An 18,746-nucleotide genomic window follows, 5' to 3' on the forward strand; every position below is an offset into this window, starting at 1 on the left:
GGATGCCCGCATGCCCCCGATACCGCTGAAACTATCGCTCGGCCCGCTGCTGTTTTTCTGGCCGCGCGAGCAAGTGCTGCGTTTCTACGCCGACGCCGCGGACTGGCCGCTGGACACCCTCTATCTGGGCGAAACAGTGTGCGGCCGCCGCCAGTTGCTGCGCAGCGGCGACTGGATCGCGCTGGCCGCCGAGCTGGCCGCCGCCGGCCGTGAAACCGTATTGTCCTGCCAGGCGCTGATCGAGAGCGAATCCGATCTCAAACGGGTGCGCAAACTGATCGACAACGGTCAGCTCGCCATCGAGGCCAACGACCTCGGCGCCGTCCGGCTCGCCCGCGACAAACGGCTGCCCTTCGTCGCCGGCCACCATCTGAACCTGTACAACACCGACGCGCTGGCGGTGATGCGCGGATTCGGCGCCCGCCGCTGGCTGCCGCCGCTGGAAATGAGCCGCGACACGCTGGCCGCGCTGCTGGCCGAGGCCCGCCGCCGCGGTCTGGACATCGAGACCGAGGTGTTCGCCTGGGGACGGTTGCCGCTGGCGCTGTCGTCCCGCTGCTTCACCGCGCGCCACTACCGGCTGAGCAAGGACGACTGCCAGTTCCGCTGTCTAGAGCATCCGGACGGCCTGCGCCTCGCCACCCGCGACGGCCAGGGCTTCCTCGCCATCAACGGCATACAGACGCTGTCCGACGGCTGCCAGGCGCTGCTGCCTCATTTGGACGACATCGCCGCCATCGGGGCCGACCGCGTGCGCATCAGCCCTCAATCCGCCGACACCGGCGCCGTGGTGCGGGCCTTCCGACAACGGCTGGACGGCGCGCCGGCGGCGAAACTGTTGTCCGGCCTGCGCCCCGCGGCGCCGGGCGAACTGGTGGACGGCTACTGGCGCGGCCGGGCCGGCATCCACACACTGGAGAACGACGATGCGCGTCCCTGACTTCGCCTTGCCCGCCGCCGCGGCCCGCCTGCTGTCCCGGCTGCCCGCCGCCCCGCCCAGCCGCCTGCTCGCCGCCGCGCTGAACCGCCTGATCGACAGCGGCGCGCTGCCGGCCGACGCCTCGCTGCTGGCCGGCAAGCGCTTCGCGCTGGAGTTGCGCGACGCCGGCCTGACGCTGCGCCTCGCCGCCGACGAGAAAGGCTTTCGCGCCGGAAGCGGCCAGGCCGATCTGCGGCTGTCCGCCAGTTGCGCCGACTTCGCCCGCCTGCTGCTGCGCGAAGAAGACCCAGACACGCTGTTCTTCCAGCGCCGCCTGATCGTTGAGGGCGATACCGAACTGGGCCTGCTGGTCAAGAATCTGCTCGACAGCATAGACTGGAGCCAGACCCCGCTGGCGCGGCTGTTGGCGGCCTAAGAGCCTGTTCACGATCTTTTTGCGGCATCGGCCGTTTTCTGCCGGATGCAGGGCGCGGAAAACGGCTCACCGCAGTGCGCTCACTGCAAGAGACGTTTGACAAAGCCATGCGCCGACAGAAGGCGGCCCCAAAGGGCAGCCCAAACAGGAGGTCATCTGCCGCGTTGTCGGGCTAGGCCTTGGAATCACCAAGGCCTACGCCCTCCGCCTTGCATCTGGCCTCCTGTGTTGGGCTGCGCTGCTCGCAAAAAGATCGTAAACAGGCTCTAGAACCTGTTCGCGATCTTTTTGCGGCATCGGCCGTTTCTGGATGCGGGGCGCGGAAAGCGGCCCCGAAGGGCCGCGCTCGCTTGCCCCGCCTTCCACGATGGACTAGCAATGAAGCTGGACCTGTCGCGGATGGGGAGCATGAGAAACTACTGGCCGTTCAGCACGCGCCGCATCCGGATCGAGTTGGCCCTGATCGCCCTGTTCAACCTGGTCAGCTTTCTGCTGTTCGTGCACTTCGAGTTGTTCGACAAACTGGATGACTGGTTCCACCTCCATCCGGACAGCTCGCTGGACGAGGTGCTGCTGATAGGCTTCACGCTGGCGCTGTCGATGTCGCTGTTCGCCGTCCGTCGGCTGCGCGAGGCGCGCAGCCTGCTGCGGGCATTGCGCCGGCAGGCCGAACGCGACGACGTCACCGGGCTGGCCAACCGCCGCCGCGCCAATCAGGCCTTGCAGCGCGAAACCGAGCGCAGCTGCCGCTTCGGCCGACGCTACTCGGTGCTGCTGATCGATCTCGACCACTTCAAGAGCATCAACGACCGGCATGGACACCAGGTCGGCGACGCCGTGCTGCAGCGCTTCGGCAAGGTGCTGCAGAAACGCGCGCGCCAGCTGGACACCGTGGCGCGCTGGGGCGGCGAGGAATTCATCGTCATCTGCCCCGAAACCGAGCTGGCAGGCGCGCTGACGCTGGCCGAAAACATCCGCCAGCTGCTGCTGGAAACCGACTTCTCCCCGGCGTCCGCCGTCACCGCCAGCATAGGCGTGGCCACGCTCGCCGACGACGACACCCCGGACAGCCTGGTCCACCGCGCCGACATGTGCCTGTACGCCGCCAAGCAGGCCGGCCGCAACCAGGTCGTCGGCCATGTCGACACCGCCGCGCCGCCATGAAAAAAGGCCGGCTGCACAGCCGGCCTCCTTCGCATCCGCGCCAGGCGGAATCAGGCCACGCTTACGCCCTGCTGCAGCGCGTTGCGCTTGGCGCTCAGATCGAGTCCGGGCAGATCAGCCATGATGTCCGGATGGTCGGCCAGCTTCTCCACGACGAAATCGACGAACACGCGGGTGCGCGGCGCGATGTGGTCGCGGTGCGGGAAGCAGATATAGATCGACCGCTCCAGCGACACCATGTCGGTCAGCACCGGCTCCAGCTCGCCGCTGCGGATCATGTGGACCACCTCGTGGCCCGGCAATTGCGCCACGCCCATGCCGAGGCGCGCCAGCTCGGCGACCGCCTCCATGTCGTTCAAGGTGTAGGTCCCGTTGACCTCAAGCGGAATGCGTTCGCCCTTGCGGTCGAACTCCCACTTGAACAAGCGGCCGGACGTCGGAAACTGGAAGTTGATGCAGTCGTAGCCGCCAAGCTCCTCCGGCGACGACGGCCGGCCGTGGCGGTCCCAGTAATCGGGCGAGGCCACCACATAAAGCGGCATCTGGGCCAGATTGCGCGCCACCATCCGGCTGTCCGGCATCATGCCGGTGCGCACGCCGACATCGTAGCCGTCCTCGATCAAATCGCTGAAATGATCGTCCAGGCCGAAGAACACCCGCACCTTGGGGTAGCGTTCGCAGAACTCCCCCATGATGGGCAGGATGAAACGGCGGCCGAAGGAATTGGGCATGCTGACGCGCAAATGGCCGGCCGGCTCGTCGCGGCTGGCCTTCAGCTGGTTGATCGCGGAATCCAGATTGTTGACCGGGCCGCGGCACTGCGCGTAGAAACGGCGGCCGTCCTCGGTCAGCGTCAGCTGACGGGTGGTGCGGTTGAACAGGCGTACTTCCAACTCCTGTTCCAGGCGGGCGATGCTCTGGCTGATCGCGGCCGGCGATACGCCGAGCTTGCGCGCGGCGTCCGAAAAGCTGCCGTTTTCAGCCGTGGTCATGAAGACCATCAGTGCTTTTAAGGTATCCATAAGCGGGGCGATTCCTGAACTGGCATGATTGCGCATCCGGCAAGTCCGTCAGACCAGACCACAAGCACAACCGTTCACAGGATTGAATGTATTTTATTTAAAAAGCTTACATCAATCCTGCACAGTATTGAAGGTTACATTTAAAAAACCGTTATCTCGACTCCGGCTGCGCCATCCACAAATCTCACATCCCCAACTCGTCCGGCCAGGAACGGCATCCTGCCTCCGCCTTCCCTGCCTGCCTTAATCTTTTTTATGCAAGGTAATTATGCGCTTTAAAGCGTTTACTTGCCAGAATTTATTAGCTTTCACTTACAATTTATGTCATTTGACTGGCGCGAGAATGCGACACACCCGCATTGCCAGCAGGAAAAGGGCGATTTCCCGTCGTGACTATAAACCTGAATCCGCATGTAAATTAACAAGCACTAATAAATACAGGAAAATATCGTACCGGAGAATATCAAACCATTTGAATTTTTCAGAATCAAAACTACCGAGAAAAGTCAAACCATTTTGCCAGCTAGCATGTTTCCATTTGTAAAAAGTGAATTTATGACAAATAAAACGATGAATTATCAGTAATTTTCCTAAGATTCTCGACTGTACAAATTTGGTATACTCAAGGACACAAAAAACAACAATGCATATAGCCTTTAACGTACCGGGCCTTACATGCAACAAGCATGTAAGCTACTATTAATTCGGCAGTAATAATCCGTACAGATTGTATACTTCCGGCATGGAAAAAATCGATGTGCGCAAGCTTGAACTGGCCGCCCGTGAGCAGCTGAGGCGTACCGCTATCCGGATGTACAAGCGAGGCCGGTCTCAAGCCAGTATTGCCGAAGAACTCGGGCTGCGCCGCCCCACCATTTCCGCCTGGGTGGTGCGTGAGGCAGCACTAGGTGCGCAGGGATTCAAAGAACAGAAGCGCGGTCGCGCCGAAGGCACCGGCCGTCGGCTGACCGAGGCGCAGGAAGCCCGGATCAAGCAGGACATCGTGGATCGCACGCCAGACCAGATGAAGCTGAGGTTTGCCCTGTGGAGTGCTCAGGCGGTCAAGGCTGTAATCAAGCAGATGTTTCTGATCGATCTGCCGATCCGTACTGTCCGTCTGTACTTGGCCCGCTGGGGCTTTACGCCGCAGCGCCCGCTCAAACGCGCTTATGAGCAGCGACCGGCAGCAGTCGAGAAATGGCTCAAGGAGGAATACCCGGCTATCGTCGCGCGTGCCAAAGCGGAAATGGCTGAAATCAGCTGGGGCGACGAATCGGCGGTGTCGAGTGTTGAGCACTTTCCGCGTGGCTACGCCCCAAAAGGCCAAACCCCAGTTCTGGTGTTATCCCAATCGAAAAGAGCGCGCATCAACTTGATTTCGGCCATTACCAACCAAGGCAAGATGCGCTTCATGCTGTACCGGGAGACCTTGACGGCCCGGGTGCTGATCAAGTTTCTGATGCGGCTGATCCGTGATGCTGGCGGCAAGAAGGTGTTCTTGATCCTCGACAACTTGCGCGTGCATCACAGCAAGCTGGTGCAAGCATGGTTGGAGGAGGAAGAGAACAAGAAGGCGATTGAGTTGTTCTTCCTGCCCAGCTACTCACCGGAACTGAACCCGGATGAATACTTGAACGGCGACCTGAAGGCCAGAATGAGCGCAGGTGAGCCGGTTCGATCAGACGGTCAACTTCAAGGGAAAGTGCTGTCCCATTTACGCTCATTGCAGAAGCAGCCGGCCAGAATCCGGTCGTACTTCCGGCATGAAAAAATCCGCTACGCGGCATGAGCTTTCTGTACGGTATTTGACTGCCGGATTAATATCTGCGTGTGTAACCCCATCAAACCAAGGAAGCCCCGCTCATGGTGATCTCGAAACCCATCAGTGCAAGACCGCTCCCCGCCGGCCTCACCGCGTCGCAGCAATGGACATTGCTGGAGTGGATCCACATGGCCGGGCACATCGAGACCGAAAACGAGCTGAAAGCCTTTCTCGACACGGTCCTGGCGCAAGCGCCGTCCGACCGCATCGTGCTGGCGCTCGGCCGGCTCAATCATCAGAATCAGATTCAGCGTCTGGAGCGGGTTCTCAACGTCAGCTATCCGACGGAATGGCTGGATCAGTACATGAAGGAAAACTACGCGCAGCACGATCCCATCATGCGCATACATGTCGGCCAAGGGCCGGTCATGTGGGAAGAACGCTTCAGCCGGGCGAAGGGCTCCGAGGAAAAGCGCTTCATCGCCGAGGCCGCGATGAACGGCATGGGCAACGGCGTGACCTTCAGCGCCGCCTCCGAACGCAATAATATCGGCAGCATCCTGTCCATCGCCGGACGCGAGCCCGGTCGCAACGCCGCTCTGGTGGCCATGCTGAACTGCCTGACGCCGCATCTGCACCAGGCAGCCATCCGCATCTCCAATCTGCCGCCGGCCTCGCCGAGCAATATGCCGCTATCGCAACGCGAATACGACATTTTCCACTGGATGAGCCGCGGCAAGACCAACTGGGAAATCGCCACCATCCTCGACATCAGCGAGAGGACGGTGAAGTTTCACGTCGCCAACGTGATCCGCAAACTTAATGCGAATAATCGTACTCACGCCATTGTTCTGGGCATGCATCTGGCAATGCAACCCGCGACCGTAGCGAACGAATGACCTCCGGTTTCATTTCGTTCCAGTCGAAATAGCCAGCCATAGACAGCACCCCGCCCTCCAGCGCGCGCGGCACGCCGACCGGCCTGACCGGCAAACCCATCGATGCCAGCCGACGGTACATGCAAGGCTCGACCACGAAATACATCCAGCGGATGCGGTTCCATTCCGCCCACTGCCATAGACTGCAATACAGCAGCCGGGACGCCGAAGCCGTCAATCGCCCCCCCAGGTGCGCCACATCGACGGCAAAGCGCGAGACTTCGGCGCTGGATTCGCCTTTTCGCAAAACCTCGTCCGGGATCAGCAAGCGGGAAAAATCCTTTTCCAGCATGAAGCGCTCGGTTCCCGGCGTGAAGCGAACCGATCCGACCACCTTCCCGCCCCGGCGCATCGCCAGATTTTCCGAGATTCCGTCATACTCATCGCAATCCAGTCCGCTAGGACATGTCGGCAACCAGCCGAGGTTTTCCCTGAATATCCGATGCCGGAACATCAGCAAATCCGTTGGATCATCTCCGCTTCCGATGCGCTCAAGCACCATACCGTCCAAAGACAACGGGTAGAACTTTTTCACTACAGCCTCCTGTTTTGCTTGTGGTTTAGGCAGGAGGAAATGTAAAACTAGTACGAAAGGCCTGAATCTGTCATATCGGACAGTTTTTCATGTTAACAAACAATCTATTATGAAAAATTGCGCGATACGCAGTGCGCCATCCCCCTTCGCCTGGTCATGAACACCGTTCGGCCAGCGCGCCAGGCCCGCCCTCTCGCCGGTGTTTTTTGTTACATTTAGATATTTACGCCGCCTGAAACCATGACTGCCTTTACCAGCTGCAACCCCGCCACCGGAGAAGTCTGTTTCACCCGCCCGGCCTGGAGCGCCGCCGCCCTGGCGCACAGCCTGGCCGCGCTGCGCGCCGCACAACGCCGCTGGGTGGCGCTGACGGCGGAGGCGCGCGCCGACCGGCTGCTGGTCCTGGCCGATCAGCTGGCGCTGCAACGCGAAGCGCTGGCCGGCCTGATCACGCTGGAAGTCGGCAAGCGCACCGGCGAATGCCTGGCCGAAATCGACAAATCGGTCCAACTGATCCGTTACTACGCCGAGCTGGCGCCGGAACTGCTGCAGTCGCTGCAGATCTCCACCCAGGCCAGCCGCAGCGGCGTCGCATTCGAGCCGCTGGGCCTGGTTCTGGCTGTCATGCCGTGGAACTACCCGATCTGGCAGGTGCTGCGCTTCGCCATCCCGGCGCTGATGTCGGGCAACGGCTGCCTGGTCAAGCCGGCGCCGTCGGTGCCGCAATGCAGCCAGTTGCTGCTGGACATCGTACGCCAGGCCGGCCTGGAAGTGCTGGACATGGCGTGGATAGAAACCGAGCTGGTGGAGGAGGCGATACGCAGCTGCGACGCCGTCGCCTTTACCGGCTCGACCCATACCGGCCGGGTCATCGCCTCGCTGGCGGGCCGGCATCTGAAGAAAACCGTGCTGGAGCTGGGCGGCAGCAATCCCTTCATCGTGCTGGCCGACGCCGATATCGAAGCGGCCGCTCGTGACGCCGCCCACTCGCGCTTCCGCGATGCCGGCCAGAGCTGCAATGCCGCCAAGCGGATGATCGTGGTGCCGGAAATCGCCGACGCCTTCGTCGCCGCCTTCTGCGCCGAGGCCGCCGAGCTGCGCGCCGGCGATCCGCGCGACCCGGCCACCACGCTGTCGCCGCTGACCCGGGCCGATCTGCGCGAAGCGCTGCACGCCCAGGTGCTGGACGCCTGCCACCACGGCGCGGAACTGAAGCTGGGCGGCCGGATGCCCAACACGCCCGGCTTCTTCTATCCGGCCACGGTGCTTGACCGCGTCAATCCGGCTTGCAGCCTCTATCACGAAGAGGTGTTCGGCCCGGTCGCCAGCATCCTGCGCGCCGCCGACGAGTCCGATGCGGTCCGGCTGGCCAACGACACGCCGTTCGGCCTCGGCGCCAGCGTCTACAGCGCCGACAACGACCGCGCCTGGGCTTTGGCGCGCCAGATCGAGGCCGGCAGCGTGTTCATCAACCGCCACACCAGTTCCGATCTGCGGCTGCCGTTCGGCGGCGTCAAGGCCTCCGGCTACGGCCGCGAACTGTCCGAGTTCGGCCTGTACGAATTCGTCAACATCAAGACCTATTGGCAGAAATGAACAAGGGGCCGACAGGCCCCTTGTTGTTGAATGCTTAGTGCAAGCGCGCGACGCTCTGCGACAGCGGAATACCGGCCTCCCGCAGGCATTCGGCCAGATCGCGCCAGGACGCGTCGCGGTCTGGCGCCACATCCGGCACCACCAGCCACGGCACCCTCGCCGCGATCTCGTCCCTGCCCTTGATTCGCAGTCCCACTTCATAACCCTGGATTTCCGGCTGGTATTCGGCCACCGCCTCCAGCTTGTCCATGCCGCCCTGACCGGTGGCCAGCAAGGCCACGGAAATGCCGAGCCGCTTGCGGTTCCACGCGCGCATGCCGCTGGACAGCGCCTCCCACCACGGCAGCGGCGCGAACAGCTCGGCCTCGCCATACTCCATCTCGGCGGAAATCGCCTGTTGCACAAGCGGCATCGCCGAATCCAGCGCCCGCCGCGCCAGCCGGCGCGCTTTGTCCGGCGGCAGCGCGCCGCGCTCGACCAGGAACGGAATCCAGCTCATCACCAGTTGCGGCTCGCTGGTCTTGCGCGCCGCCTCGTAAGTGGCGCGCGACGACTCGGGATCGAGCGGCGCGAAATCGCAGCCGGCATCCATCACCGGCGCCAACTGCACCAGATCCTGGCAGGCGCGCTCATTCAGCATGTCTATCGTGAACAGCGTCGGCGAGATCCATAGAATGGACTTCTCCGGCACTTCCAGCGCGTCGGCCAGCGCCACCTCCAGCGACTCCAGCCGCGGGAAATGCCACCACACGCCGCCCTGGCTGCGCGAGAAGGCGAACGGCAACGCCCACAATTCGAACGACATCACCGTGCCGTCCTGGTGAAATACCTCGGGGAAGGCGACCGCGTCGCGGGCGCTGTGCACCAACAGCTCGCGCGCGGCCGGTTCGGCCCCCAGCGCCAGCTGAGACTCGGTGAACACCGCCTGGTCGCCGGCCATCAGCGCCATCTGCACCGCGGCAGCCAGCTGCACCATTTCCATCGGCTTGCCGACCGCCAGGCGAGCCTTGTCGACCAGCTTCTCGATGGCCTGCTGGCGCTCGGCCGGCGGCAACGGCTTGGTCGGGCCGGTGCGCATCTCGCGCGGCTCCGGCCCGGCGGCGTCGCGGTCGACATAGGCCTGATGCAGACGCTGGTAGGCCTGCACCGCCTCGTCGCAAATCTGTTGCAGCTCGCCGACGCTGGGCTCGATCTCGTCGTAGAAATTGAAGTCGAACAGCCTCAGCCGCAGATTGCAGACATAGACCGTGATGTTCTCCGCCTCGTCGTACAGCACCGCGCTGGCCAGGCCGTCGCGCTCGCGGCCGGCGAAGTCGGTGTCGTCATTGCCGATCAGCCGGCAGACGAAGGCCGGGGACTCGGTATGCACCACGTACTCGGCGCCTTCCAGTCCCTGCTCGTCGACGGCGTCGCCGAAGATGAAGCGGTTGGGCAAAAAGGGTTCGCCGCGAATACGGGCATTGCGTGGCAGGGATTTCATCAGGCAGCACTATAACGATTACAGGCATCCATTGTAGCGCCCCCCACCGTCTGCTAGAAGCGTTGCCGCGCAATTTACTCCCGCATTGCGGCAAAGCGCGCCAATGACTGGCGCTGGCGACCGTCGGCATCGAAATTCTTCGGCTCCAGCCAAGCCTCCAGAGCCTGCCGCCGCGCCGGCCACTCCCCGTCCAGAGTCGAGAACCAGGCGGTGTCGCGATTGCGCCCCTTGTTGACTCTGGCCTGGCGAAACAGTCCCTCGAAAGTGAAACCCAGCCGCAAGGCCGCCTTCACCGACGGCGCGTTCTGCGCGTCGCACTTCCATTCATAACGGCGGTAGCCCAGCTCGAAAGCGTTGCGCATCATCAGATACATCGCCTCCGTGGCCAAGCGGCTGCGCTGCAGTCGCGGCGAGAAGTTGAGAAAGCCCACTTCGATGCTGCCGTCGGCCGGCGCGATGCGCAAATAGCTGGCCAGGCCTATCGCCACGCCGTCGACCTGGTCGACGATGGCGTAGAACTGCGGATCGTCGCTCCCGGCGTTGGCCCCCACCCATTCCAGCCAGTCGTCCGGGCCGGCGAACGGACCATGGCTGAGATACGTCCAGTTGGCGCCGCCCGGCAACTGGTGCAAGGCGTCGAACAGCTGCGCGCCGTGGCGCTCCGCGCTCAACGGCTCCAGTCGGCAATAGCGGCCGCTCAACAGCACGCGCGGCGGATGGCTCGCGCCCCTCCAGTCGACCGGCATGCCCACCATCTGGCCATTCGCATTCATCTGAGCCGGCTGAGCCAGCGCATCCCAATCAGCACGCATCGCACACCTCCTTGCCGCAGCCGGCTTCGCGGCTCGTCGCATAACCGTCTCGCTTCCACCAGTCCAGACCGCCCTGCAACTCCTTCACCTGGAACCCCAGCCTCGCCAGTTTCAATGCGCCTTTGGTCGAGCCGTTGCAGCCTATGCCGTCGCAAAACGCCACCAGCGTGACGTCGCGCGGCAGATCGGCGGTGCTCTCGGCCGTCATCAGACGGTGCGGCCGGCTCAGCGCGCCGGGTATCGTCTCATGATCGTAAGCGTCGACGCTGCGGGTATCGATCAACAGCAGCGAGCGATCGCCGTCGGCCAGCGCCTGGGCGACGTCGGCCGCGTCGATCTCATAGGCCAGCTTGGCCTCGTAAAATTCCTGTTGGCTGATCATTGCCGCCCTTCCCTTGTCCGTGTCGGAATACTGGTATGCTAAGCGGAAAGTCATCATCAAAAAAGCTCCACTTTCCCCACTTCGATGGAACCACTTTGAATCACGACTGGATAGTCTCCTACCTGCGGCCCCGGCTGTTGCGAAACGACGGAGAGCACCTGTCGCGGCAACTCTACCGTCAACTGCGCGAACTGATACGCCTGCGCCGACTGGCCGGCGGCAGCGCCTTGCCGGCCAGCCGCGCGCTGGCCCAGACGCTGCAGCTGGGACGCAACACCGTGCTCTCCGCCTATGATCAGCTGGCGGCGGAAGGCTATCTGGAAAGCCGCCACGGCTCCGGCACCTATGTCTGCGACGCCTTTGCCGACGATGCGGTCCATTCGCCGCAGACTGATGCGCCGGCGCGCCAGCTTTCCCTACGGGGCCGCCAATTGGCGGAGGCCAGCCGTCTGCCGGCCAGCAAACTCGGCGCCTTTGTGCCGGGTCAACCGGAATTGGCGCAGTTTCCCCACAAGCAGTGGCAACAATGTCTGAACAGACGGCAACGCAACGCGCCGCTTGCATGGCTGCACTACCAGCATCAGGGCGGCTTGCCGGAACTGCGCGGCGCACTGGCGCAATACCTGCATCTGACCCGATCGGTCCGTTGCGAACCGGAACAGCTGGTCGTCGTCCCCGGCGCCCAGAGCGCGCTGACGCTGCTGGCGCAACTGCTGGCCGAGCCCGGCGACATCGCCTGGATCGAGGAACCGGGTTATACCGGTGCGCAAACCGCGATGCTGGCCGCCGGACTGCGCTGCCAGGGCATGCGCGTCGACGAGCAGGGCCTGCGTCCGAATCCCGACGCGCCGCCGCCGCGCATCATCTACGCCACGCCTGCCCACCAATATCCGACCGGCGCGGTGATGGGCCTGGCGCGCCGACTCGAATTGCTGGCGCTGGCCCGCCGCCACGACAGCTGGATCGTCGAGGACGATTACGATGGCGAATTCTGCTACACCTCGGCGCCGCTGGCCGCGTTGCAAAGCCTGGATCGCGACGGACGCGTGATCTATGTCGGCACCTTCAGCAAGGTGATGTTCCCCGGACTGAAGCTGGCTTATCTGGTGCTGCCTCCGGAGCTGGTCGACCCCTATCGCCGCTGCCAGGCCAGATTGCAGGGAGAAGGCAGTTATCTGCAACAGGCCGCGGTGGCGGATTTCATCGAGCAAGGCCATTTCGCCCGCCATGTCCGCCATATGCGCGAGCTATACCAGCGGCGGCAATTACTGCTGCGCCATGCGGCGGCGCAGTATATCGGCGACGTCATGCCGCTGCAGGGCGGAGACGCCGGCATGCATTTGCTGGCGACATTGCCGGACGGCTTCGACGAGTGGGAGCTGCAGGCCGCGGCGGCCGAACGCGAGCTCTGGTTGCGGCCGCTGGCCCGTCATTTCCTGGACACGCCGTATCGCAGCGGGTTGGTGCTGGGTTACGCCGGCATAGAAGACCATGCGCTGCGTCCCGCCGTGCAACAATTAGCCGACTTGCTGGAGACGAGGTTGAAATGAAGAAATCGACGCTGCTGGTCAGCGCCTGCCTGCTGGGGCAGCCGGTGCGTTACGACGGCCAATCGAAACCGGTGTCGGGACCGGGCTGGGATGCGCTGGGCAGGCGCTTCGAACTGATCCCCGTCTGCCCGGAATGCATCGGCGGCCTGCCGACGCCCAGACCCGCGGCGGAAATCAGCGGCGGAGACGGAGACGATGTGCTGGCTGGCGCGGCCCGGGTGCAAAGCGTCAATGGAGACGATGTGACGTCGGCCTTCGTCGATGGCGCGCGGCGAACGCTGGAAATCGCCGGCGAACATCGCTGCACCCAGGCCCTGCTGAAAGCCAACAGCCCATCGTGCGGCAACCGCCGGATTTACGATGGCGGCTTTTCATCGACGCTGCGCGACGGCCGCGGCGTGACCGCCAGCCTGTTGGAGCGGCACAGCGTGCAGGTCTGGAACGAAGAGGAAATCGGCGCGCTGCTCGATGCCAACGACCACCCGATGCCGGAGTAGCCGCGTCCGGAAACGACAAAGCCCCGCCGGATTGCTCCGGCGGGGCTATTTTTCGGGGTCGCGCGTTTCGGCCGCGCAACGCAAAAACCCCAGTTCATCGAGCTGGGGTTTCGCTTATCGGGCGTCTGGCGGTGTCCTACTTTCACATGGCGAATGCCACACTATCATCGGCGCTAAGGCGTTTCACGATCCTGTTCGGGATGGGAAGGCGTGGGACCACCTCGCTATGGCCACCAGACATAAACTGGTACAAACTCAAGAAGCCTGGGCCGGTTTCAAACCAACCCTTGAATATTCGGTATTTGATGTGTCTTCGCACAACACTCCATCATCGTCACTTAGCTTATCGCTGAGCGAATCACAGATTCGCACGCAGTTAAGTCACTCAAATGATAGGATCAAGCCTCACGAGCAATTAGTATCGGTTAGCTTCACGCCTCACAGCGCTTCCACACCCGACCTATCAACGTCCTGGTCTCGAACGACTCTTCAGGGAGGTCAAGCCTCCAGGGAAGTCTCATCTTCAGGCAAGTTTCCCGCTTAGATGCTTTCAGCGGTTATCTCTTCCGAACTTAGCTACCCGGCGATGCCACTGGCGTGACAACCGGTACACCAGAGGTTCGTCCACTCCGGTCCTCTCGTACTAGGAGCAGCCCCCGTCAAACTTCCAACGCCCACTGCAGATAGGGACCAAACTGTCTCACGACGTTTTGAACCCAGCTCACGTACCACTTTAAATGGCGAACAGCCATACCCTTGGGACCGGCTACAGCCCCAGGATGTGATGAGCCGACATCGAGGTGCCAAACACCGCCGTCGATGTGAACTCTTGGGCGGTATCAGCCTGTTATCCCCGGAGTACCTTTTATCCGTTGAGCGATGGCCCTTCCATACAGAACCACCGGATCACTATGTCCTGCTTTCGCACCTGCTCGACTTGTCGGTCTCGCAGTTAAGCTACCTTTTGCCATTGCACTATCAGCACGATTTCCGACCGTACCTAGGTAACCTTCGAACTCCTCCGTTACACTTTGGGAGGAGACCGCCCCAGTCAAACTGCCTACCATGCACTGTCCCCAATCCGGATCACGGACCAAGGTTAGAACCTCAAACACACCAGGGTGGTATTTCAAGGTCGGCTCCACCAGAACTAGCGTCCTGGCTTCAAAGCCTCCCACCTATCCTACACAAGTCTGTTCAAAGTCCAATGCAAAGCTACAGTAAAGGTTCACGGGGTCTTTCCGTCTAGCAGCGGGGAGATTGCATCTTCACAAACACTTCAACTTCGCTGAGTCTCAGGAGGAGACAGTGTGGCCATCGTTACGCCATTCGTGCGGGTCGGAACTTACCCGACAAGGAATTTCGCTACCTTAGGACCGTTATAGTTACGGCCGCCGTTTACCGGGGCTTCGATCAAGAGCTTGCACCCCATCACTTAACCTTCCGGCACCGGGCAGGCGTCACACCGTATACGTCCACTTTCGTGTTGGCACAGTGCTGTGTTTTTGTTAAACAGTCGCAGCCACCGATTCTCTGCGACCTGTCAGAGCTTCGTGAGTAAATCACTACACCCCAACAGGCATACCTTCTCCCGAAGTTACGGTATCAATTTGCCGAGTTCCTTCTCCTGAGTTCTCTCAAGCGCCTTAGAATTCTCATCCTGCCCACCTGTGTCGGTTTGCGGTACGGTTCTTATGTAGCTGAAGCTTAGTGGCTTTTCCTGGAAGCGTGGTATCAGTCACTTCAGGTCCGTAGACCCTCGTTATCACGTCTCGGCCTTAAGGGGCGGCGGATTTGCCTACCACCCCAGCCTACCGGCTTGAACAGACTATTCCAACAGTCTGCTGACCTAACCTTCTCCGTCCCCACATCGCACTACATAAAAGTACGGGAATTTTAACCCGTTTCCCATCGACTACGCTTTTCAGCCTCGCCTTAGGGGCCGACTCACCCTACGCCGATGAACGTTGCGTAGGAAACCTTGGGCTTTCGGCGAGCGGGCTTTTCACCCGCTTTATCGCTACTCATGTCAGCATTCGCACTTCTGATATCTCCAGCATCCCTTACGAGACACCTTCACAGACCTACAGAACGCTCCCCTACCACGCACAGTAAACTGTGCATCCGCAGCTTCGGTTATCAGTTTGAGCCCCGTTACATCTTCCGCGCAGGACGACTCGACCAGTGAGCTATTACGCTTTCTTTAAATGATGGCTGCTTCTAAGCCAACATCCTGGCTGTCTGGGCCTTCCCACTTCGTTTACCACTTAACTGATCATTTGGGACCTTAGCTGGCGGTCTGGGTTGTTTCCCTCTTGACGATGGACGTTAGCACCCACCGTCTGTCTCCCATGATTGCACTTTCCGGTATTCAGAGTTTGCCATGGTTTGGTAAATCGCAATGACCCCCTAGCCATAACAGTGCTTTACCCCCGGAAGTGATACATGAGGCACTACCTAAATAGTTTTCGGGGAGAACCAGCTATCTCCGAGTTTGTTTAGCCTTTCACCCCTATCCACAGCTCATCCCCTAGTTTTGCAACACTAGTGGGTTCGGACCTCCAGTGCGTGTTACCGCACCTTCATCCTGGCCATGGATAGATCACTCGGTTTCGGGTCTACGCCCAGCAACTAAATCGCCCTATTCGGACTCGGTTTCCCTACGCCTCCCCTATTCGGTTAAGCTTGCTACTGAACGTAAGTCGCTGACCCATTATACAAAAGGTACGCAGTCACGGAACAAGTCCGCTCCCACTGTTTGTATGCATCCGGTTTCAGGTTCTATTTCACTCCCCTCCCGGGGTTCTTTTCGCCTTTCCCTCACGGTACTGGTTCACTATCGGTCGATCACGAGTATTTAGCCTTGGAGGATGGTCCCCCCATCTTCAGACAGGATTTCGCGTGTCCCGCCCTACTTCTCGTACGCCTAGTCCCTGGAATGTGTTTTCGTGTACGGGGCTATCACCCACTACGGCGGTCCTTTCCATGAACCTTCCACTAACACAATCCATAACACGTACAGGCTGTTCCGCGTTCGCTCGCCACTACTTACGGAATCTCGGTTGATTTCTATTCCTCGAGTTACTTAGATGTTTCAGTTCACTCGGTTCGCTTCCACTGACCTATGTATTCAGTCAGGGATACCGCCTAAGCGGTGGGTTTCCCCATTCGGATATCGCGGGATCAAAGCTCTATTGCCAGCTCCCCCGCGCTTTTCGCAGGCTTACACGTCCTTCATCGCCTGTGATCGCCAAGGCATCCACCAGATGCACTTAGTCGCTTGACCCTATCATTTCAGTAACCTAAATCACTAAAACAACAGAGAGTGTTTGTGCGACGACCGCACCGCCCCTTTTGATATGGCGACGCAGCCTTAGATACAATCAAATACCCAAGATGACGATTCATTCAACAGAAGAGTTAACTCCTATCGTTTGTTTCGCCGTCTTATATATTCGGCTTCTTCAGTTTGTTAAAGATCGGGCGTTTCTACAACGCAAACAGAATCAAACTTCTCAATTTGATTTTGTTTGCGGCGTAAGTGGTGGAGGATGACGGGATCGAACCGACGACCCCCTGCTTGCAAAGCAGGTGCTCTCCCAACTGAGCTAATCCCCCTCTTTTTGTCCCATGCCGCGTTGCTCAGTCGCTCATGTGCATTCGCACACTTCGCTTCTTCGCGCCTTGCCTGGAACAAAAATGGTTCTCCGTAGTGCTCATCAGAACACCCAGAGTGTAACTGGTGGGTCTGGTAGGACTCGAACCTACGACCCCTGCGTTATCAACACAGTGCTCTAACCAGCTGAGCTACAAACCCAGTTGACTTATGAGATCGTGGCATCCACAACCTCAATGCCCTTCAAATCAAATAACCGATAGGTTGTAAGTACTTGGCAATCGCCAGTCTCTAGAAAGGAGGTGATCCAGCCGCAGGTTCCCCTACGGCTACCTTGTTACGACTTCACCCCAGTCATGAATCCCACCGTGGTAAGCGGCCTCCTTACGGTTAGCCTACCCACTTCTGGTGAAACTCACTCCCATGGTGTGACGGGCGGTGTGTACAAGACCCGGGAACGTATTCACCGCAGCATGCTGATCTGCGATTACTAGCGATTCCGACTTCACGCACTCGAGTTGCAGAGTGCGATCCGGACTACGATCGGTTTTCTGAGATTAGCTCCACCTCGCGGCTTGGCAACCCTCTGTACCGACCATTGTATGACGTGTGAAGCCCTGCTCATAAGGGCCATGAGGACTTGACGTCATCCCCACCTTCCTCCGGTTTGTCACCGGCAGTCTCATTAGAGTGCCCAACTTAATGATGGCAACTAATGACAAGGGTTGCGCTCGTTGCGGGACTTAACCCAACATCTCACGACACGAGCTGACGACAGCCATGCAGCACCTGTGTTACGGCTCCCTTTCGGGCACCAAGCCATCTCTGGCAAGTTCCGTACATGTCAAGAGCAGGTAAGGTTTTTCGCGTTGCATCGAATTAATCCACATCATCCACCGCTTGTGCGGGTCCCCGTCAATTCCTTTGAGTTTTAACCTTGCGGCCGTACTCCCCAGGCGGTCAATTTCACGCGTTAGCTACGCTACCAAGGATTCAAACCCCCAACAGCTAATTGACATCGTTTAGGGCGTGGACTACCAGGGTATCTAATCCTGTTTGCTCCCCACGCTTTCGTGCATGAGCGTCAGTGTCATCCCAGGGGGCTGCCTTCGCCATCGGTATTCCTCCACATCTCTACGCATTTCACTGCTACACGTGGAATTCTACCCCCCTCTGACGCACTCTAGTCGTGCAGTCTCCAATGCCGTTCCCAGGTTGAGCCCGGGGCTTTCACATCAGACTTACACAACCGCCTGCGCACGCTTTACGCCCAGTAATTCCGATTAACGCTTGCACCCTACGTATTACCGCGGCTGCTGGCACGTAGTTAGCCGGTGCTTATTCTTCAGGTACTGTCATCCCCGCCAGGTATTAACCAGCGGGATTTCCTCCCTGACAAAAGTCCTTTACAACCCGAAGGCCTTCTTCAGACACGCGGCATGGCTGGATCAGGCTTGCGCCCATTGTCCAAAATTCCCCACTGCTGCCTCCCGTAGGAGTCTGGGCCGTGTCTCAGTCCCAGTGTGGCGGATCATCCTCTCAGACCCGCTACTGATCGTCGCCTTGGTGAGCTCTTACCTCCCCAACTAGCTAATCAGACATCGGCTGCTCGTATAACGTGAGGCCTTACGGTCCCCCACTTTCCCCCTCAGGGCGTATGCGGTATTAATCCGGCTTTCGCCGAGCTATCCCCCATTACACGGTACATTCCGATGCATTACTCACCCGTTCGCCACTCGTCAGCGGTGCAAGCACCCTGTTACCGTTCGACTTGCATGTGTAAAGCATGCCGCCAGCGTTCAATCTGAGCCAGGATCAAACTCTTCAGTTCAATCTCATAGCAATTTTCTGGCACGCAAGTTCAAAGAAATAAACAAGTATCTCTTGTCTCTTGCAGTGCAAGTGTCGGCTTTCGCCAAGCACTTACACCTATCGGTTATTCGTTCTGTTAAAGAGCAGTGCTGGCCGCTGCGTCGTCTTCACCGGAAACCGTTTCGTTTCCGCTGTTTCGTTCGCTGCGTCAGCTGAGGAGGCGAA

At 60.2% G+C, this 18,746-nt stretch carries 13 protein-coding genes, 2 tRNA genes and 3 rRNA genes; 8 read left to right on the plus strand and 10 right to left on the minus strand.

Annotation, left to right across the window (positions count from 1 at the left end; all coding sequences use genetic code 11):
- Window positions 1-10 precede the first annotated feature (10 nt).
- The 3 genes from CXB49_RS18310 to CXB49_RS18320 all read left to right on the plus strand — a co-directional run bounded on the left by CXB49_RS18310 (window position 11) and on the right by CXB49_RS18320 (window position 2,519).
- Window positions 11-940, plus strand: coding sequence for a U32 family peptidase (locus CXB49_RS18310; RefSeq protein ID WP_101710766.1), 930 nt, complete (start codon window positions 11-13; stop codon window positions 938-940).
- A complete protein-coding gene (locus tag CXB49_RS18315; RefSeq protein ID WP_101709714.1) occupies window positions 927-1,355 on the plus strand; it encodes an SCP2 domain-containing protein in 429 nt (142 codons plus the stop codon). Before CXB49_RS18310 ends, CXB49_RS18315 begins: the two co-directional genes overlap by 14 nt.
- 408 nt (window positions 1,356-1,763) lie before the next feature.
- Window positions 1,764-2,519 (plus strand): GGDEF domain-containing protein, encoded by a 756-nt coding sequence (locus tag CXB49_RS18320; RefSeq protein ID WP_158300946.1) that lies wholly within the window; start codon window positions 1,764-1,766, stop codon window positions 2,517-2,519.
- 50 nt (window positions 2,520-2,569) lie between these two features.
- Here the strand turns inward: CXB49_RS18320 and CXB49_RS18325 are convergent, their stop codons facing one another.
- Window positions 2,570-3,541, minus strand: coding sequence for a LysR family transcriptional regulator (locus tag CXB49_RS18325; protein WP_101709716.1), 972 nt, complete (start codon window positions 3,539-3,541; stop codon window positions 2,570-2,572).
- Between the two features lie 742 nt (window positions 3,542-4,283).
- Here CXB49_RS18325 and CXB49_RS18330 point away from each other — a divergent pair.
- On the plus strand, window positions 4,284-5,330 hold the full coding sequence (locus CXB49_RS18330; RefSeq protein WP_101706528.1) for an IS630 family transposase: 1,047 nt from the start codon (window positions 4,284-4,286) through the stop codon (window positions 5,328-5,330).
- Between the two features lie 74 nt (window positions 5,331-5,404).
- Window positions 5,405-6,202 (plus strand): LuxR family transcriptional regulator, encoded by a 798-nt coding sequence (locus tag CXB49_RS18335; RefSeq protein WP_101709717.1) that lies wholly within the window; start codon window positions 5,405-5,407, stop codon window positions 6,200-6,202.
- On the opposite strand, the gene CXB49_RS18340 is transcribed toward CXB49_RS18335, so the two are convergent.
- Window positions 6,123-6,776, minus strand: coding sequence for an acyl-homoserine-lactone synthase (locus CXB49_RS18340; protein WP_101709718.1), 654 nt, complete (start codon window positions 6,774-6,776; stop codon window positions 6,123-6,125). The genes CXB49_RS18335 and CXB49_RS18340 overlap by 80 nt on opposite strands.
- Before the next feature lie 240 nt (window positions 6,777-7,016).
- Here CXB49_RS18340 and CXB49_RS18345 point away from each other — a divergent pair, with 240 nt between their 5' ends.
- On the plus strand, window positions 7,017-8,372 hold the full coding sequence (locus CXB49_RS18345) for an aldehyde dehydrogenase family protein (RefSeq protein WP_101709719.1): 1,356 nt from the start codon (window positions 7,017-7,019) through the stop codon (window positions 8,370-8,372).
- 34 nt (window positions 8,373-8,406) lie between these two features.
- Here CXB49_RS18345 and CXB49_RS18350 read toward each other — a convergent pair whose 3' ends face one another.
- The 3 genes from CXB49_RS18350 to CXB49_RS18360 form a co-directional block, all read right to left on the minus strand.
- Entirely contained in the window at window positions 8,407-9,807 is a 1,401-nt protein-coding gene (locus tag CXB49_RS18350) for a hypothetical protein (RefSeq protein ID WP_233492856.1), read from the minus strand.
- Between the two features lie 119 nt (window positions 9,808-9,926).
- Window positions 9,927-10,664, minus strand: coding sequence for a GNAT family N-acetyltransferase (locus CXB49_RS18355; protein ID WP_233492857.1), 738 nt, complete (start codon window positions 10,662-10,664; stop codon window positions 9,927-9,929).
- The gene (locus CXB49_RS18360) at window positions 10,654-11,046 is read right to left on the minus strand and encodes a rhodanese-like domain-containing protein (RefSeq protein WP_101709722.1); all 393 of its coding nucleotides are present in this window, start codon (window positions 11,044-11,046) and stop codon (window positions 10,654-10,656) included. Before CXB49_RS18360 ends, CXB49_RS18355 begins: the two co-directional genes overlap by 11 nt.
- Window positions 11,047-11,141: 95 nt before the next feature.
- Between CXB49_RS18360 and CXB49_RS18365 the strand changes: the two genes are divergently transcribed.
- Window positions 11,142-12,596 carry a PLP-dependent aminotransferase family protein gene (locus CXB49_RS18365; protein ID WP_101709723.1) on the plus strand — a complete coding sequence of 485 codons (1,455 nt, stop codon included), beginning with the start codon at window positions 11,142-11,144 and terminating at the stop codon, window positions 12,594-12,596.
- Window positions 12,593-13,093 (plus strand): DUF523 domain-containing protein, encoded by a 501-nt coding sequence (locus CXB49_RS18370; RefSeq protein WP_101709724.1) that lies wholly within the window; start codon window positions 12,593-12,595, stop codon window positions 13,091-13,093. The genes CXB49_RS18365 and CXB49_RS18370 overlap by 4 nt, the downstream gene beginning before the upstream one ends.
- Before the next feature lie 123 nt (window positions 13,094-13,216).
- On the opposite strand, the gene rrf is transcribed toward CXB49_RS18370, so the two are convergent.
- The 5 genes from rrf to CXB49_RS18395 all read right to left on the minus strand — a co-directional run bounded on the left by rrf (window position 13,217) and on the right by CXB49_RS18395 (window position 18,540).
- Window positions 13,217-13,331: ribosomal RNA gene (rrf, locus tag CXB49_RS18375) — 5S ribosomal RNA — on the minus strand.
- A gap of 156 nt (window positions 13,332-13,487) precedes the next feature.
- A 23S ribosomal RNA gene (locus CXB49_RS18380) occupies window positions 13,488-16,379 on the minus strand.
- Window positions 16,380-16,635: 256 nt separating this feature from the next.
- A tRNA-Ala gene (locus CXB49_RS18385) sits at window positions 16,636-16,711 on the minus strand.
- A gap of 122 nt (window positions 16,712-16,833) precedes the next feature.
- A tRNA-Ile gene (locus tag CXB49_RS18390) sits at window positions 16,834-16,910 on the minus strand.
- 94 nt (window positions 16,911-17,004) lie between these two features.
- Window positions 17,005-18,540, minus strand: a 16S ribosomal RNA gene (locus CXB49_RS18395).
- The 16S, 23S and 5S rRNA genes sit together here with 2 tRNA genes alongside, the layout of an rRNA operon.
- Window positions 18,541-18,746: the final 206 nt, after the last annotated feature.

The organism is Chromobacterium sp. ATCC 53434 (assembly GCF_002848345.1).
Lineage (GTDB): Bacteria > Pseudomonadota > Gammaproteobacteria > Burkholderiales > Chromobacteriaceae > Chromobacterium.

Excerpts from the sequence above, each read along its gene's own strand:
- CXB49_RS18360 (WP_101709722.1), bottom strand. The coding sequence starts at position 11,046 with ATGATCAGCCAACAGGAATTTTACGAGGCCAAGCTGGCCTATGAGATC.
- CXB49_RS18335 (WP_101709717.1), top strand. The coding sequence starts at position 5,405 with ATGGTGATCTCGAAACCCATCAGTGCAAGACCGCTCCCCGCCGGCCTC.
- CXB49_RS18355 (WP_233492857.1), bottom strand. The coding sequence starts at position 10,664 with ATGCGTGCTGATTGGGATGCGCTGGCTCAGCCGGCTCAGATGAATGCG.
- CXB49_RS18330 (WP_101706528.1), top strand. The coding sequence starts at position 4,284 with ATGGAAAAAATCGATGTGCGCAAGCTTGAACTGGCCGCCCGTGAGCAG.
- CXB49_RS18345 (WP_101709719.1), top strand. The coding sequence starts at position 7,017 with ATGACTGCCTTTACCAGCTGCAACCCCGCCACCGGAGAAGTCTGTTTC.
- CXB49_RS18320 (WP_158300946.1), top strand. The coding sequence starts at position 1,764 with ATGAGAAACTACTGGCCGTTCAGCACGCGCCGCATCCGGATCGAGTTG.
- CXB49_RS18370 (WP_101709724.1), top strand. The coding sequence starts at position 12,593 with ATGAAGAAATCGACGCTGCTGGTCAGCGCCTGCCTGCTGGGGCAGCCG.
- CXB49_RS18325 (WP_101709716.1), bottom strand. The coding sequence starts at position 3,541 with ATGGATACCTTAAAAGCACTGATGGTCTTCATGACCACGGCTGAAAAC.
- CXB49_RS18315 (WP_101709714.1), top strand. The coding sequence starts at position 927 with ATGCGCGTCCCTGACTTCGCCTTGCCCGCCGCCGCGGCCCGCCTGCTG.
- CXB49_RS18310 (WP_101710766.1), top strand. The coding sequence starts at position 11 with ATGCCCCCGATACCGCTGAAACTATCGCTCGGCCCGCTGCTGTTTTTC.